Below are 16,414 nucleotides of genomic sequence, written 5' to 3'. Positions count from 1 at the left end.
GATTTTTCTAGGCATCAGCATATTAAAGTTTTATTATTGAAAAACTAAGAGGCTCTATTTCAATTTCCGAGATTTTCTGTGGCTTATTGTCCCATAGATTCATTGATTCATTTTTTGAAATATCAAATGGCAAATGTACTTTTAATGCACTATTAGAATTATTTATAGTTATGATGATCTGTTCTTCCACTGTTTTTTTAGAATACATAATATGGTTTGTTTCTTTAGCAGATTCAATAACCTCAAACTGGCCATTAGCCCCAAAAGCAGAGTATCTTTTTCTTAAATCTATTAATTTTTTTAGAAAAGTAAACAAATCAGTATCCTGAGCGTCTTTATCCCAGACCATACATTTTCGACAACTTGGATCCCCTTCACCGGTTAACCCTATTTCATCACCATAATAGATACAAGGTGATCCAATAAAAGAGAATTGCAAAAGAAAAAGTAATTTTAATTTATCTTTATTATCCTGACATAAAGTTAATATTCTAGGAGTATCATGACTTCCTAACAAATTGAAATTATATTCATTTACATTTTTCGGGTAGTTAGATAGTAGTTTAATCAATTTATGTTTGAATACTTCTGAATTTATTTCATCTTTAGCGATATACTCTACTACCGCTTGTGTAAAAGGATAATTCATTACGGCATCAAATTGATCTCCTTGCAGCCATGGCATAGAATCGTGCCAAACTTCCCCAAGTATATAGGCATCTGGTTTTACTGATTTAACGGTCTTTCTAAAGTCTCTCCAAAATTGATGATCGACTTCATTTGCTACATCTAGACGCCATCCATCAATATCAAATTCTTCAACCCAATATTTACCTACTTCAAGTAAATATTTTTTTAATTCTTCGTTTTCAGTATTTAATTTAGGCATAAGATGTGTGAATGCAAACGTATCGTAGTTGGCTTCAGGTAAGGCCTTTACTTTAATATCTCTAAGATGAAACCAATCTCTATATTTAGATTTTTCTTGATATTCCAGAACATGTTGAAAGGGTTCAAAATAAAATCCACTATGATTAAATACAGCATCTAGCATGACACGAATATTATTCTCATGACAAACTTCAATGAGCTTTTTAAATGTTTTTTTATCTCCAAATTGCGGGTCTATTTCCATATAATCAATCGTGTCATATTTATGATTTGATTTAGCTTTAAAAATAGGAGTTAAATAAATTCCGTTAACACCTAACTCAGTCAAATGACCAATATTGTTTATGATTCCCTCTAAGTCGCCACCAAAAAAAGTATCAAATTGTGGTTCTGTGCTCCCCCAAGGAATTGTATTTTTAGGATTCAACAGTGGGTTTCCATTAGCAAATCTTTCAGGGAATATTTGATACCAAATTGTATCTTTCACCCAAGCTGGAGCGTTAAACACATCATTTTCGTTTAAAAAAGGGAAACAGAAGTAAAAATGAGCATTTTTAGGGTCTTTCTCGATAAAACCATCTTCTCCATATATTAAAAAATTCTCATTAGATTTTATTTCAAAGCCATAACGCATTCGTTTATATTTAGGTTTCACTTCTACAAACCAAATATCAAATAGTTCATCAGTTCCTTCTAACGTCATTGTTTTTTTAGAGTTTTTCCACCCTTCGTCATTCCATTCATAAGGGTCACCATAAATTAATGAAACTTTTGTTAGATCGCCTTTCTTTGATCTTAAACGAATATGTAGTGTTTCTTTATCATAGGCATATGCAAAATTATCTTTCGGCCTATGATAAATTGCTTCTTTAATCATAAATTCCCTCCAATAGTCTTGATGTTATTGTCTAGCTACTAACCATCAATATTATATTTAAGCGCTTTCATTTAACCGGTTAACCAAATAGTATAATACATCATTTTTGTTGTCAATCTATCTTTTTAAAAGATTTTTATTTGTTATTGTTATATAGGAGTTACTTTATTAATAAATTTGGGATTTGGTCATCTATATAATAATGTTTATGTTTACCCTTGGAATATAAGTGATAGGATTATCGACGAAATTGACACTTTAGAAATAGAAGAGTATATAACCATTATCCAAAGTGAAGAATTTCTTTTTAACAAAATTAGTTATGAAGGATTTTCAGGGGCGAATGCAGCTAGAAGAGTATGGGACTTAGATAATATATCATTGATGTATAAAGATAAATCTAAAGTAGTAGACAAAAGTAAACATGATATCATTAAGCTCATTAACACCTCAAACGTTGATTATCAATTGCTATTATCGCATTATCTAAGGCTTACAATCGTTAAAGAAGAATTGATAAATAATGACCCCATGCTACCTCCTGATTTCTTGCCAGGAAACTGGATAGGCGGAGATGTCTTGGATTCCATTGAACACCAGTTAAACAAGCTAACATCGCTTTTTAAAACAATCTAATCTCAATGGATAAGATGAGAGGTGGAGCGGCGGGAGGAGAACCCGAATCGGCACGATCCACTCGAAAGCGGCGGGAGGAGATCCCTTATCGGCGCGAACCACTCAAAAGCGGCGGGAGGAGATCCCTTATCGGCGCGAACCACTCAAAAGCGGCGGGAGGAATAAACAAAAAGAGAGTAGCAAAGATACCTACTCCCTAATCTAACCTATTAATTATAAACCAATTTGATCTGCAGCGTACTTCGCGTGTTCTGAACTAAATCCTTCAAAGATCAATTGATCAATTAGACCTTGTCTTGAGAAAGAGGTGTAGTCAAGATAGTTTTGAGCCATCTGAACGGCTTGTTCTTGCCAATCAACGGAAACACTCTCTACAGCAGAGGATGCTTCATTTTGACCAAACCCCTCAAACACTAATTGTTCAACTAAACCTGATTTAGAGAATGCCGTGTAGTCAAGGTAGTTCTGTGCCATATCGTCAGCCTGCCCCTGCCAATCAACCGAAACACTTTCTACAGCAAAAGATGCTTCGTCTTGGCTGAATCCCTCAAACACTAATTGTTCAACCAAACCTGGTTTAGAGAATGCCGTATAATTAAGATAATCTTCAGCCATAGAAATAGCTTGACCTTGAGAAACCGTTAAGCTGGTCTCTGTAGCTTCTTTCGCTTTCTGCTCTTCCTCTTCTTTCTTTGCTTCTTCTTCCTTAGCCGCTTTCGCTTTTTGTTCTTCGACTTTCTTAGCTTCCTCTTCCTGCTTTTTCTTTTCTTCAGCCTCTTTTTCTTCTTGTTCTTTCTTTGCTTGTTCCTCAGCTTTTTTAACTTCTTCTTCCTGCTTTTTCTTCTCTTCATCTTCATTTACTTTTTTCTCTTGCTTTGGTTGTTCATCAGCTTTTTTTTCTTCGTCTTCCTTCTCATCAGTTTCTTGATCTTCTTCTGATGAAACTTTAGCCGTTGCTTCTTGAGAAACTGGAGCTTCCTCATCACTCATGTCTACAATCATCACTACAACTGTTAAAAATGAAATTACAATCAATGTAAACAAACTAATACCTGACTTAACAAAGTTTCTAACTCTTTTTGATTTATCTTCCACAAAGGCGAAGATAAAAAAAACTAACATACTTGAAAAAGCCGCAAACATTAGAAATAGTAAGAAGAACACCACTACTAAATCCCCCCTTATCTCGTTTTTTGAATGATCCTTATGTAAGAAAGCCTTTGCTATCTTTTCATACTATTATACCATTTATATTAATATTTTTACCAAATAATGATCATTATTCCCAAACTTTATAAAACTCTTGTTAGATTTTTTGCTGCTCATAAAGCTTATAAAAAACCCCTTTTAAGGCCAGTAAATCCTCCATAGTCCCTTTTTCACATACCTCTCCATCTTCAAAGACAATGATTTCATCTGCACGTTTGATTGTTGATATTCGATGGGCAATGATAATGATCGTCTTTGCACCTTTATACTCCATAATTAGCTTATTTAATTCACTTTCTGTCATGGCATCTAGTGCGGAAGTAAATTCATCCAGTAACAATATGCTTGATTTATGCATAAACGTTCTTGCTAGTATGATTCGTTGGATTTCTCCGCCTGACAAATTATTTCCGTTATTTTTTATAACGGTGTCGTATTGAGCAGGTAATCTTTTCACGAATGGATCTACCTGTGTTTTTACTGTTATTTCTTTAAAGAGATTCCAATCTGACTGACTTAACTCAGCTTCCTTTAACGGATAAATAATATTATCCATGATGGTCTCGTTCCATAATACATGTGCTTGTGGAGTGTAATTTATTATTTCTCTTAAATGGTGAATGTCAAGATTTTCAATTGGGGTCCCATTTAAAGTAATTGAACCTTTCAATGGCTCAATATGTCGATGCAGCAATTCAAAGATAGTGGATTTACCTGAACCACTTACTCCTACAATGCCAACTAAAGAACCAGGTTCAATCGTTAAATCTATATTTTTTAAACCTGCAGCGTTATTGTTTTCGTAATAGAAGCGTACATTTTGCATGGTGATACGTGGGGTTATAGAGCCAATCATCGTTTCAGATCCACTTTCAATGCATTCAATATTCAATACTTCATCTATATTCCTTTCAATTATATTCATCCTCTCCATATCAATATTAGTCGTAAATAATACTTTTAAAATTGAAAATAACCTAGGCAATATGACGATGAAAGCTAATATCGTTCCAATGGTTAATTCACCTGAGAATACTAAATATAAGCTGTACACGTACACAATCCCCATCATAATAGAAACAATAATGTCCGACATAAAATTCAAATATGTCTCATGAAACACTGCTGATTTTTTATTAATCTCAGTTACATCATCATTCCAAGTTGACCATGTTTCTTTCTCTTTCTGTTGTCCATTAAAAATGTGGACCGTTTTAATATTTCTAAAAAAGTCATTTAAATAAACTAGTCCCTTATCTAACACTTTATAATAATGAGATTCTAATTCTCCTGTCTTTGACCTGAATTTTCTCATCAAGATCATTAATAAAGGAAAAGCGATGAGAGAAGACATCGTTAAAGGAATACTCAGTGTAAACATGATCCCAATGGTAACAACCAACATGATTGCATTTGTCACAAACGTCATGAAGGTATTCACAATAAAGACCGTACATAATTGCCCAATTTGCTGCGTTATCCGATTAATCGTTTCTCCTTTACCTATCTTGTCTATCTCTGGTAGTTTGGCATACAATATACGTTCAAACGTTCTCATCCTCAACTCTTTTGCTAATCTATTTCCTAATGAGTTATTAAAGTAAATCGTAGCGCTATTAAATAAAGCAAAGATAACCGGAATGAATACAATGACAATGACTAACAGAATTGATTGACTTAGATTCTGATCGGGGAGAGATTCGTCGAATAGTCGTTGAAACGCTATTGGCTGTAGCATGAAGGACAGTGAAGCTAGAAAATTGAACAATAGAATGATGAAAAGAATATACTTATTACGTTTTAATGTACTAATTATAATCTTTCTAGTCTCACCCAATTAATCTACTCCTTCTGATGAGCCTGTATTTTAAAAATGTTTGAAAGCAACTAACAATAATACTCTTTTTGCAATTTTATTAAGCTTGCATACTTCTTATCTAATTGTAAAAGCTCATTGTGTGTCCCTACTTCGATCATTTCTCCATCCTCCATAACAATAATTCTATCTGCCCAACTCGCCATTCCCAATCTATGAGAGATTAAAATAGCGGTGGTGTCTTCAGTCATTTCTTTAAATAGATCATATAGATTTTTTTCAGAGAACGAATCTAAGGAAGCAGTCGGTTCATCTAATATGGTTAGTGGGCTTGGTTTAAAAAACCTCTTGTTGTAGCCACTTTTTGCCACTGCCCCCCAGATAAATCAATTCCACCAAATGTAGGTCCTAACATTGAATCTAGATTTGCCGCAGTCCGAGAAGCAAGATCACACCAAATAAGATACATGCATGAACTTATTCTCATTCCATAGCAATCCAAGTAATCTAGTAATATTCAGTAGCAATGTATATGGTTGTTTTGTTTTTTTGAGAACTCATAACGGCTATGTCTTTTCCCGAATAAGTAATTTACCATTTACTTTGTTATAAAGTGACTTGCCATTACATAAAAATACAGAAAATAGATATCACCTAACTAATTTAAATTCCCCATCTTCTAAAGTGAGAATTGAATCAAACCTTCGTAATGTATGCAAATCATGAGTTACCACTATTAACATTTTCCTGTCACCACAATAGTTAATTAAGGAATCTATCACAAACTCTGTTGTTTGATTATCTAAATTTGATGTAGGTTCATCTAGGATGATTACACTTGGGTTCTTCAAAAATACTCTACTTAAGGCTATTCTTTGCTTTTGGCCAGTAGACAATTCCGTGTCATCCTTACCATATATAGAATCATATTTATTCTCTAATTCATCAATAAAGCTATGAGCCCCTGCCATCTTAGCTGCGTTCATTACTTCTTCTAGTGAATGTTCTTTGTTTGATCCAAAGGAGATATTTTCCTTGATACTTACTTCAAATAAGTAGTTCTCTTGAGATATATACGCAATTTGCTCTCTAATACTTTTTACAGATAATTCTTTAGAGGAGATATTATTAAAATAAATACTCCCTTTATCCGGTTCTAAAAAACCAACGATTAAATGGATGAATGTTGATTTCCCTATCCCACTTTCACCTATTATTCCAATTCGTTGACCACTGGATATATTCCAATTTAATTCAGCAAATGTGTTAGCAGAGCTAGTTGGATATTTGAAGCAGATATCATTCATAGAGATCTTATTTATCACAGCTATATCTTTTACATGTGTAGGCTCTGTTTCCTTTTTTACTGTGGTATATTTTTCAAAGCGTTTAATGGATACCTTTCCTGAATTGTACTCGGTAATGATTTGAGAGATCCTTGTGATCGGCCATTCAACTCTGTCCATATAATTAACCAATATAAGCAATAGTCCGATGCTTAAATCTCCAGCTACGACTCGACTTCCACCAATCCAAAACACAGCTAGCATACTAATCCAGTAAATAAGTAACGTGGCATTTGAAGCTGTGGAGAAAAAGACATGTTTAAGTTTAAGCGGCACAATACTTTCAAATACATCCTTTGACCTGTTAATAAAATATTCGTGTTTATTAAAAATTTTAATTTGCTTTAAACCATTCAAACCTTCATGGATAATAGAATGTATTTCTGATTGCTTCTCTTGAACATTTTTACTTGATTGCGCAACCTTATTTCTAAATAACATGGGCAATAGTAGATAAAATGGCATGCTAACTAAAGATAACAAGCCAATTCTATAGTCAATGAAGAGCAGGACAGAAACGATGACGACCAAAGTTAAAGAGTGTTCTATTAAATCTTTTAATGTGCGGGTAATTAATGATGAGATATTCGGTATGTCACCACTATAAATATTCACTATGTTTCCTTTATTAGATGAACTACTAAATCCTACATTACTATAGAGGACTCCCCGCGTTAATGCATTCCTTAACATAAGGGTAATGGTTTCATTTAGAAATACACTTTTTCTTGGTACTAACATATATAGTATGACACTCATAATTGAAAACAGTAGATAGGCACATACGACAAAAAATATTAACTGAAACTGATTTCCAATTAATATCTCGTCAATAAGGATTTTATTTATCCAGGGAATGCCAAAGGATAGACCCGTCTGCAGCAGCGTTAATACCATTAATAGTAGAAACGAGACTTTTACCTTGCTTACTATACTTTTTAATAACGTCATTTTGTATAGGAGTTCCCCCATAATTAAAGATATTTTTATACATTATTTTCTAGTGATCTTTTATTATATACACAACCAAAATCAAGTTTAACCTGACTATATACATCTCCTTAGCATGATGAATTCTAGGTTTCAATATAAAAAAAGCACCAGGGCTCAAAAAGCCTTGGTACTTCTTAGTTTCCTCTATTTCAGAGATTTAAGATTCATCTATTTTCGATATACAACTCGAGTTCCACAAATCATATCATGTAATCCTTTTTTCTCATCTGTAAATGCCACCATAATAAAACCTATATAGAAGAATATAAGCGAAAGGTAATAGGCAAAGAAACGACCTATGGAGCGACCTATACCGATTCTCTCATGATCCACTGTTAAGACTTGCAGTCCTAATATGAGTTTTCCTGGTGTTCCTTTATACTTACTTGCGGTTAAATAAATAATACAAACAACGATATAAATGAATGCAAAGGTATTAGCTGATGCAGAATTGTCTATATTCCTATGAGGTTCATCGAAAATATATGAAAGAACTTGACCCGCCATGGAGATAATAATAATATCTATTAATGCTGCTGCCACTCTTATCCAAAATCCCGCTGGTCTATGCTCCATTCTTTCATCACCCCTCCAATATTTTTAGTTTAAGCGATCACGCTTCATGATAAGATTATATATTAAAAATATATAAGGGAGGTAGGTTGAGAGCACCTTTGAACTATGAGAAAATAAATTCTTACCACCATAATTAGGAGGTACAGCATTGAACAATAAAAAGCTACTCTTAATCATAGTTGGGGCAACAATATCAATAATTAGCTTATCCACCTATTTATTTTTAAATGGAAATCCTTACATTCATTATCAGATGAAGCAAGGGGTACAGGAACATTTTGATCAGGATGGCGCCTCACGCATGTTAAATGTTCATATGAATTCTATATATAATCGTAATGCTAAGAATTATCCGTATTTTGTTGAGGTGTATTTTGATTTAAACGGAGTTAAAGGTGACTATCATTACTTTGTTTATGAAGATGATAAGGTAAAAGCTTCCGCAGCATTTTCAGAGTCACGTGACTCTATTGATGACATCGAACTCTTTGCAGATTAATTTACTTAAAAAAGCTACGCACAAGAAAAAAGCCCGTCACCAAGGCATATTTATTCCTTGGTGACAGGTTACTTCAGAAGGTATGTTATTATATTAACAGGGTTTTCAAGGTCCCTATAACTCATATATTTTTTAATAATTTTCATTATAAATCGCTAAGTTAAAAAGTAATACAGCTATGAGGACAACTAATATTAAAGCTCCAACCAATTTTTTATACTTCACTGCCCCCCCACCACCTTTCTATAAATAAGAATGTCTTGTAAAGTTCGTTTTATACTCCTATTTTTAGATCATGACTTTTACGTGCTTTATCAAAATTTGACTTAAATAACTTTTCTAACACCTTCCAATGATATGATTGCAACGTAACCTTCAGCCCAGCAGAATATCCTCTAATAATGATATGACTATGAGCTTCCTCATTACTTCTGTGAAAATGATTAATTGCTATCCAATCTATTGTTGACTTCACTGTAGATTCAAACTCTTTAATACTAGATCTGATTACTTGTTTTACATAGCATTCGTTCATAAACGATACTTCAGAAGAGAATGTAACAATTAATTTGTACCCGCAATCATTTCCTTTTGTTGGCTGTTTATTTAATGATATGAGAAAGGATGTTCTAGCGACGTTATCATCGTCTTTGTTGTAAAATGAATCGGGATTGTGCTGTCCTATATATTTAATGTGTTCTTTTAAATGGGTTAGCGGGTAGCCATGAGCTCTTTTTAGAGCCAAACATTGTACATTAACATTCATTTTTTTCCTCCCTACACAAAAAGAGCCTGTTACCATATGGGCATAGTTATCCCATGGTGACAGGCTCCTCCTAGATAAAACTTATTTTATTACTAGACAGTATAACTGATTTATTAATTTTTATACACATCTCTATTCCCAATTGCAGAATTACTAAACACTATAATAAGAATTATATGAAACAAGATAGAAAACATTAATGACTTTCTCAAAAATAATGAGTGTATGAGTTATACTTAGTAATAAATGACATCAGGAGGGGGAATGATTATGTCAGATGCACAAGTGGTGGCCATGGCTTTTTCAATTATTACTGGGGTACCTGCACTTATACTTACCTTAATAAATATTATTATAAAGCTTCGTAAAAAACGTTGGGTGTGGGCTGAGGGTGAGATTATTAGAAACAATCATGTGAGCGGCCAAAGAGGATTCGCTCCAACCATTCAGTTTTCTACGGACAGTAACCAAACGTTGGAAGTTACTTCAAGAGTTTCTCTTCAACCGGCATTTCGCGTAGGACGTAAGGTGGATGTGTACTACAACCCAAAAAACCCCCAAAAAATAGTGATCGACCATTTTATATTTAACGGTAATCTTTTACTTTTGATTGCCAGTATTATGATTTCTCTTTATATCTTTTTTTTCTCCGTAATTTATTTTAATATCGCTTTCTAACGTTTTCAAAGAGAGTAACACGTAAATGGTCATTTGCTTAAACATAAAATTATTAGCGAAGCTAGTTTGGAAGCCTAAATGAGTATATTTAATATTTTATATACATCGTATGGAATGATTATGGCCAAATACTCATTTAAAACAGTTTAATGTTTAATCAAATTTTATTTCTACTTACTCCCAAACTAATTTATCATTCTCGAATGTTCATTGTGTTTATAAACCTTTAGAACACTATCATTATTGTTAATATTACTGATGACATAGGAGGAATATATATGCTACAAATAGCAGAAAGTGTACTAAACTCTATAGGTTCAACACCATTAGTAAGACTGAACCAATTTACAAAGCATGTGGAAGGAAATATATTTGCGAAATTAGAGTATTTCTCACCAGGTTTAAGTAAAAAAGATCGAATAGCACTTGAAATGATCGAAAGTGCTGAAGAGAAAGGTTTGCTAGAAAAAGGACAACCTATTATTGAATTGACAAGCGGTAGTATGGGTACTGGGCTTGCCATTGTGTGTAATCTAAAAAAATATCCCTTTATTGCTGTGATGTCTAAAGGAAATTCCATTGAACGGGCGCAAGTGATGCAAGCTTTTGGTGCTAAGGTAGTACTTGTTGATCAACATCCAGATTCCCAAAAGGGAAAAGTGACGGGTAAAGATTTAGAGCTTGTTGAAGAAAAAACGAAAGAGTTAACAAGAAAGTATAATGCATTCAAAATTGATCAATTCAACAACCCTGGCAGCGTGACGACAGGTGAGACTCGTCTCGGACCCGAAATCATTACACAATTAGGAGATACTAAAATTGATGCGTTCGTTGATTTTATGGGGACAGAAGGGTCATTTATTGGTGTATCCAATGCTTTAAAAAAAGCGTTTCCTCCTATCCAATGCTTTGGTGTTGAGCCAGTAAATGCGGCATTTTATAACTCTATAGAAAGTACGGCTGGTACTCATATTATCCAAGGTGGTGGGTATCATGTACCACTAAAATTTATTGATGAGAATAAAGAGATCATAAGTGATTTTATTAAAGTGAGTGACAAAGAAGCCATCGAATCTACACGATTACTGGCCTCTGAGGAGTGTATCTTTGCAGGGTATTCTGGAGGGGCAAATGCTGCAGCTGCACTCAAATTATTAAAAAGCGAATTAAAAGGAAAAATCATCTTAATTATCATTCCTGATTCAGGTACAAAATACTTGAGTACTGATTTATGGGATATCTTAGAATATGATGAATGATAAAAACTCAAGGTATAATTAACTAATGTTAATTATTCTTTTTTCAAGAAATTATTTCTCATAAAAGCCTTACAGTTCCCCTAGCTCATATATTTTCTGTAAGGTATTCAGATACAATGATTTATCTTCAGGAGAATTAGCGAATTTATACGACTCTAAAAGTCGGTAGCCGAACATCGCCACAATTATTTCAAACATAAAACGGTCGTTTATATGAGAAAGGTCCACATATTCAGAGAGGCCTTTATAGTACAATGGAACACATTTTTGGTAGGCTTCGATCATATGAGAAAGGTCCATTTCATCAGCAATTAAGCTTGCGAGATCTTCTCCTAGGTACCCCCATCCTGTGGTGTCCCAATCAATAAGCACGAATGCATTACCTGTATAGAGTATATTTTCTATCCAGAAATCCCGGTGGCAAAATACCACTGGTAATTGCTCAATCTTACTGAATATCTCATCCGCATTGTTATCAAAGTCTATGAGCATGTTACATAGGTGCGCCGAAATATCACAATCCTCCGAACGTATATAATCAAATAAAACATCCCATGACCGATATCGCTGATAGTTCTTTCTGACAAAATCAACTTCACTTAAATTGGTCAGATTCCTTAAGGTGTCTGGTTGTTCAGCATACAGCTTACCTTGAAATCGCCCCAACCCCTCAGATACTCGTTTATACATCTCCAAGGTTAGATCTACTCCAGATACGCCATCGATATATTCTAACCATAATTGAATCTCATCATCATTTATTTCGGCATGGTAACACTCTGGCAAACGCAACGATTCAGAAAAGATTTTACTGAAATTCGATGTATGCAGGTCGTATTCTCTTCTCCATGATCCCGGATCCCCATAGCGTTCAAATTTTTTCTGTGTTTTCCAGACAATTTTATAAGGAAGATTTTCACCTTCAGACGTTTCCGCCCTACCTGTTACAAGTTGAACATTCCCCAATGTTCCACCTTGCAGTTTCTTAAGTTGAGAATCTGCTCGGACTATCGTTTTGTTAAGCATTCTACTTAACACAAGTGATAATAATTCGGGCTCTAAAACTACTTCATCATTGTTATTCATTGCTAGAGTCCTCCACTTTTCCACCTAAATTTTGTGGCCCCTACATCTCTCGAATGATCAAATTTAGTTTAATCAGTTGCTATAAATGATTTGATATGTTGGTACAATGACTCCACTTTCATAAGTCTTGATGTCTTTCAAATTCAAATTAATTTTCTGCTTACTTAATCCAAACAAAGGAATCCCTTCACCAAGCATGACAGGATTAATCTTAAGAATTAACGTGTCAATTAACTCATGCTCTAACAGCTTTCCGGCTAGCTCCCCTCCTCCGCATAACCATATTTTTTTTGCTCATGCATAGGATCGCTTTTTAATCTTGTGCAGAATGTCACGACATCCTCCTCAACAAGTTCTACATTTTCATTTGAATCAAACTTTAATTGGTTTGAGAAAATATAATGTTTTAATTCAGGATTAGCCACTTGCGCTATTCCTGAAGGCTCGCCTGGATTGAGTCCATATTGAAAGCCATATTCGTATGTTTTCCGACCCATCAGAACAACATCATATTGACGTACACTTTCAAGAAAATCACCACCATCATCAGCGTATAAAAATACTGAATCATCAGCTATTCCATCCTTATCAGCAATAAAAAGATCAACAGTAGTGGCAATATGATAAATTAATTCAGCCATTTAGAATTCCTCCTTTGGGCTATTACCTCGAACTGACCTTTCATTAACTTAACTTCTTCAAGAAAAGCGTATCTCCTTCATAAAAAAATTAAAAATACCAAAGCTTTAAAAGCCTTGGTAAACTTATTTTCCCATTATGCGATTGAGAAGAATTCAACCTTCACAAGTTTAATAACAAAAAATGACTACATTACCCTCAAATATCTATGTTGCTACTATGTAAATAAGGACAAGTGTAATTATTATAAAACAACCTATTATTCTCGGTTGCGATCTCCCCACTCACATAGTTGTTCCAAAACAGGTAATAGGTCCTCTGCTTTGGGCGTAAGGCTGTACTCGACCTTAGGTGGAACTTGTGGATATTCCTTCCTTGTTATCATCCCATCTGCTTCCAACTCTTTAAGCTGTGAACTCAATATCTTAAAAGTAATAGGACCAATTTGTCTTTTCATTTCATTAAAACGAACAGGTTGTTTTTCTGATAAGAGGTACAGTATAAGCAGCTTCCATTTCCCACCAATCACAGACATTGTATAGCCAAAAGCTGTCTCTTGTACATTGCCTTTTTCATTATAATCAGCCATGCTCATATTGACACTATCCTTTCTGATAGTAGCTATCAATAAAGTGCGTACTTTTTTTATGTATTTATTACTATTACACTTATCTTAACTTAAATTAAAGGAGAGATGTAAAGTGAATCACGTAAAAACCTACAATCATAATCTTTGGGATCATGGTATTACTCAAGGCTATAGTGTGAATGGCACGATCTATATTTCTGGGCAGTTTGCCTACGATAAGGAGGGTACATTCAATCGGGAAGACGACATAAAGGCCCAGACGCATCAAACGTTTGAAAACCTCGATCGTGTACTTGAAGAACTCAATGCTACAAAGTCTAATCTATCCTATGTAGAAATATTTTTAACAAAACCGCAAGAGCATTTGGAGGAAGTTATTAGTCTACTCAAGGAATATATGGATGACCATCGACCAGCCGGCAGCGCTATTGGCGTAACATATTTAGCCTACCCAGAGCAGCTAATTGAAATAAGAGCAGTTGCTCACGTTGATTAAAATTACAATAAATAGTAGATCAATTATATGTGGAAATTAAAACCTGCTTCGCTAAGGAGCTGTTATATAATCTCAAAAAAGAGCTTATGTGACAGCTCCTTTTTTCTATACACTTACCCTTTGTGGTTTAATTTATAAAGAGGAGTTGGAAAGGTAAAAAATCGACTTAGTAGTTTTAGTTTGTCTAACATCTCCATTTATGTAAGAACCCTTATTAGGCACACGCATATACTAAAAAAAATAAGAAGGAGCGACGCCATCATGTATTATAATCAAATACCGTTCTATCCCCGTCCTCTACTTCACCATAAGCCTAAATACTACCCCAATTATCAAAGGCTATATCCAAATAGAACAGTGCCGTACCAACAACCAAAAACTGATTATGGTAAGGAACCTTTTACTCTAAACATCGCACAAGCTTCAAAAAATAACAACACCTATCGCACAGCCATTTGGACAGGGGAACATCTACAAGTTACATTAATGAGTATTAATATCGGTGACGACATTGGTTTAGAAATTCATCCTGATACAGATCAATTTCTACGTATAGAACAAGGTCAGGGTTTACTTCAAATGGGGGAGGATCCAAACAACCCGAATGATTTAACCTACCAGGCAAATGTATTTGAAGATAGCGCAATCATGGTTCCTGCTGGCACGTGGCATAATATTATTAATACTGGTCCATTACCTTTAAAAATATATTCCATTTATGCACCTCCCCACCATCCATACGGAACCGTACAACAAACAAAGGCAGATGCAATGGAGTCTTAGACTTCACAAATTTATAACTCCTACCGACTCCTTGATGTTATCAACTTCAAGGATTTCTTTTCTCCACAATACAGGGCGGTATCCTAACTACAATGAATAAATATCTGCAATAAGGGATCTTGCACTTGCCAATTCAAGTCTTACGTTTGTAATATCCTCTTCCTTTACTCCTGCAATCATTTTTTGAATGCTTTCATTTAATCCCTCATATTCGCCTTCATCACCAATTAGCTGTAATTTCCATTTATTAGTCTTATAAATCTCATTAAATTTATAAGCATGCCTTTCAATTTGATCCCAGTCTGATCGATCCAATGCTTCTTCAAGCTGATCCATTTGGTTAAAGAAAAGATTGCTACCAACTACATCACCACATCCAGAAAGAAAAAGTAACAATAATATGTTTAACACTATGTACCTCTGCAAAATATGTCCTCCTAGCACCAGTATGAATATGATACATATTATTGCCCAATAATAGAGAAAGATTCCGTAATAAAAAGCATGAAAGGAAGATAAAATCATGCCTGAACTTATTTTAATTTTGATTCGATCCATCATCTCTTTTCTTTTGTTGATGATCATGGCAAGGATAATGGGGAAAAAGCAAATCTCGCAGCTCACTTTTTTCGATTATTGTGTAGGAATTACAATTGGGTCCATAGCAGCAACCATGTCAGTCGACCAAAATGTAAAAATAGCAAATGGGTTGATGGCTTTACTTATTTGGGGTCTTTTCCCCATTATCTTAGCCTTTGTGAGCCTAAAGTCTATGTGGTTCACAAAAATAATAGATGGGAGCCCAACAATACTAATAGAGTCTGGTGAAATTCATGAGAAAAACATGAAAAAAAATATGTTATCTGTAGACGAGCTAATGCTACTACTCAGGGAGAAGGGTACTTTTAAAGTTTCTGATGTAGAAATGGCTGTTTTAGAGACAAATGGACAGCTTAGTATATTGTTGAAATCCGATCAACAACCTGTTACGCCACATGTATCAGGAATTCCTCTTCAACAGGAGCATGGCCCTACTATCTTAGTTATGGATGGGCAACTACTTAAAAAAGGTCTAGGAGAACGTGGTTATACAGAAGAATGGTTAGTAAATGAAATACAAAAACAAGGGGCTACCAATTTTACAGATGTATTTCTTGCCCAATTAGATTCTCGAGGAAATGTATATGTGGATTTATATGATGAGAGAGAAAATAATACATAAAATCAGAACTTGTGTGTAAGGTGTGTAGTTTTGTTACATTGCCATTTTGTTTT

17 protein-coding genes and 1 pseudogene are annotated in these 16,414 nt (G+C 34.4%); 7 read left to right on the top strand and 11 right to left on the bottom strand.

Annotated elements, in window-relative coordinates; all coding sequences use genetic code 11:
- Window positions 1-22: 22 nt before the first annotated feature.
- Window positions 23-1,768, bottom strand: a complete 1,746-nt coding sequence (locus FN960_RS13470) for a glycoside hydrolase family 13 protein (RefSeq protein ID WP_143849259.1) — start codon at window positions 1,766-1,768, stop codon at window positions 23-25.
- 177 nt (window positions 1,769-1,945) lie between these two features.
- Between FN960_RS13470 and FN960_RS13465 the strand changes: the two genes are divergently transcribed.
- On the top strand, window positions 1,946-2,404 hold the full coding sequence (locus FN960_RS13465; RefSeq protein ID WP_143849258.1) for a PaaX family transcriptional regulator C-terminal domain-containing protein: 459 nt from the start codon (window positions 1,946-1,948) through the stop codon (window positions 2,402-2,404).
- A gap of 213 nt (window positions 2,405-2,617) precedes the next feature.
- Here FN960_RS13465 and FN960_RS13460 read toward each other — a convergent pair whose 3' ends face one another.
- The 5 genes from FN960_RS13460 to FN960_RS13440 form a co-directional block, all read right to left on the bottom strand.
- A complete protein-coding gene (locus tag FN960_RS13460) occupies window positions 2,618-3,571 on the bottom strand; it encodes an Ltp family lipoprotein (RefSeq protein WP_143849257.1) in 954 nt (317 codons plus the stop codon).
- Window positions 3,572-3,710: 139 nt separating this feature from the next.
- Complete coding sequence (locus tag FN960_RS13455) at window positions 3,711-5,450, bottom strand: ABC transporter ATP-binding protein (protein WP_143849256.1); 1,740 nt, start codon at window positions 5,448-5,450, stop codon at window positions 3,711-3,713.
- A gap of 50 nt (window positions 5,451-5,500) precedes the next feature.
- On the bottom strand, window positions 5,501-5,800 hold the full coding sequence (locus tag FN960_RS13450; protein WP_143849255.1) for an ABC transporter ATP-binding protein: 300 nt from the start codon (window positions 5,798-5,800) through the stop codon (window positions 5,501-5,503).
- A 279-nt stretch (window positions 5,801-6,079) separates the two neighbouring features.
- Window positions 6,080-7,726 (bottom strand): ABC transporter ATP-binding protein, encoded by a 1,647-nt coding sequence (locus FN960_RS13445; protein ID WP_185971035.1) that lies wholly within the window; start codon window positions 7,724-7,726, stop codon window positions 6,080-6,082.
- 210 nt (window positions 7,727-7,936) lie between these two features.
- Window positions 7,937-8,344 (bottom strand): RDD family protein, encoded by a 408-nt coding sequence (locus FN960_RS13440; RefSeq protein ID WP_143849253.1) that lies wholly within the window; start codon window positions 8,342-8,344, stop codon window positions 7,937-7,939.
- A 148-nt stretch (window positions 8,345-8,492) separates the two neighbouring features.
- Between FN960_RS13440 and FN960_RS13435 the strand changes: the two genes are divergently transcribed.
- Entirely contained in the window at window positions 8,493-8,843 is a 351-nt protein-coding gene (locus FN960_RS13435) for a hypothetical protein (RefSeq protein ID WP_143849252.1), read from the top strand.
- A gap of 274 nt (window positions 8,844-9,117) precedes the next feature.
- Here the strand turns inward: FN960_RS13435 and FN960_RS13430 are convergent, their stop codons facing one another.
- A complete protein-coding gene (locus tag FN960_RS13430; protein WP_143849251.1) occupies window positions 9,118-9,609 on the bottom strand; it encodes a hypothetical protein in 492 nt (163 codons plus the stop codon).
- A 270-nt stretch (window positions 9,610-9,879) separates the two neighbouring features.
- Here FN960_RS13430 and FN960_RS13425 point away from each other — a divergent pair, with 270 nt between their 5' ends.
- Window positions 9,880-10,287 carry a DUF3592 domain-containing protein gene (locus FN960_RS13425; RefSeq protein WP_185971034.1) on the top strand — a complete coding sequence of 136 codons (408 nt, stop codon included), beginning with the start codon at window positions 9,880-9,882 and terminating at the stop codon, window positions 10,285-10,287.
- Window positions 10,288-10,565: 278 nt separating this feature from the next.
- Window positions 10,566-11,546: a PLP-dependent cysteine synthase family protein gene (locus tag FN960_RS13420; RefSeq protein ID WP_143849249.1), complete on the top strand. Its 981-nt coding sequence runs from the start codon at window positions 10,566-10,568 to the stop codon at window positions 11,544-11,546.
- A 69-nt stretch (window positions 11,547-11,615) separates the two neighbouring features.
- On the opposite strand, the gene FN960_RS13415 is transcribed toward FN960_RS13420, so the two are convergent.
- From FN960_RS13415 to FN960_RS13405, 3 genes and pseudogenes are all read right to left on the bottom strand, one after another.
- Window positions 11,616-12,632, bottom strand: coding sequence for a phosphotransferase (locus FN960_RS13415; RefSeq protein WP_143849248.1), 1,017 nt, complete (start codon window positions 12,630-12,632; stop codon window positions 11,616-11,618).
- A gap of 72 nt (window positions 12,633-12,704) precedes the next feature.
- Window positions 12,705-13,273 (bottom strand): annotated as a pseudogene (locus tag FN960_RS13410) (dihydrofolate reductase family protein).
- Window positions 13,274-13,530: 257 nt separating this feature from the next.
- On the bottom strand, window positions 13,531-13,866 hold the full coding sequence (locus tag FN960_RS13405) for a winged helix-turn-helix transcriptional regulator (RefSeq protein ID WP_143849247.1): 336 nt from the start codon (window positions 13,864-13,866) through the stop codon (window positions 13,531-13,533).
- A gap of 106 nt (window positions 13,867-13,972) precedes the next feature.
- Here FN960_RS13405 and FN960_RS13400 point away from each other — a divergent pair, with 106 nt between their 5' ends.
- Together FN960_RS13400 and FN960_RS13395 are read left to right on the top strand one after the other, a co-directional pair.
- Window positions 13,973-14,356 (top strand): RidA family protein, encoded by a 384-nt coding sequence (locus FN960_RS13400; protein ID WP_143849246.1) that lies wholly within the window; start codon window positions 13,973-13,975, stop codon window positions 14,354-14,356.
- A 261-nt stretch (window positions 14,357-14,617) separates the two neighbouring features.
- Window positions 14,618-15,139 carry a cupin domain-containing protein gene (locus tag FN960_RS13395; protein ID WP_143849245.1) on the top strand — a complete coding sequence of 174 codons (522 nt, stop codon included), beginning with the start codon at window positions 14,618-14,620 and terminating at the stop codon, window positions 15,137-15,139.
- Window positions 15,140-15,226: 87 nt separating this feature from the next.
- On the opposite strand, the gene FN960_RS13390 is transcribed toward FN960_RS13395, so the two are convergent.
- Window positions 15,227-15,565 carry a DUF4363 family protein gene (locus FN960_RS13390; RefSeq protein ID WP_185971033.1) on the bottom strand — a complete coding sequence of 113 codons (339 nt, stop codon included), beginning with the start codon at window positions 15,563-15,565 and terminating at the stop codon, window positions 15,227-15,229.
- Window positions 15,566-15,662: 97 nt separating this feature from the next.
- Between FN960_RS13390 and FN960_RS13385 the strand changes: the two genes are divergently transcribed.
- Window positions 15,663-16,361 carry a YetF domain-containing protein gene (locus FN960_RS13385; RefSeq protein ID WP_143849243.1) on the top strand — a complete coding sequence of 233 codons (699 nt, stop codon included), beginning with the start codon at window positions 15,663-15,665 and terminating at the stop codon, window positions 16,359-16,361.
- Window positions 16,362-16,414 lie beyond the last annotated feature (53 nt).

The sequence above is a fragment of the Alkalicoccobacillus porphyridii genome (assembly GCF_007293315.1).
Lineage (GTDB): Bacteria > Bacillota > Bacilli > Bacillales > Bacillaceae_D > Alkalicoccobacillus > Alkalicoccobacillus porphyridii.
The sequence above is the reverse complement of the archived record's forward strand: the minus strand, read 5'-3'. Positions and strand labels throughout refer to the sequence as shown.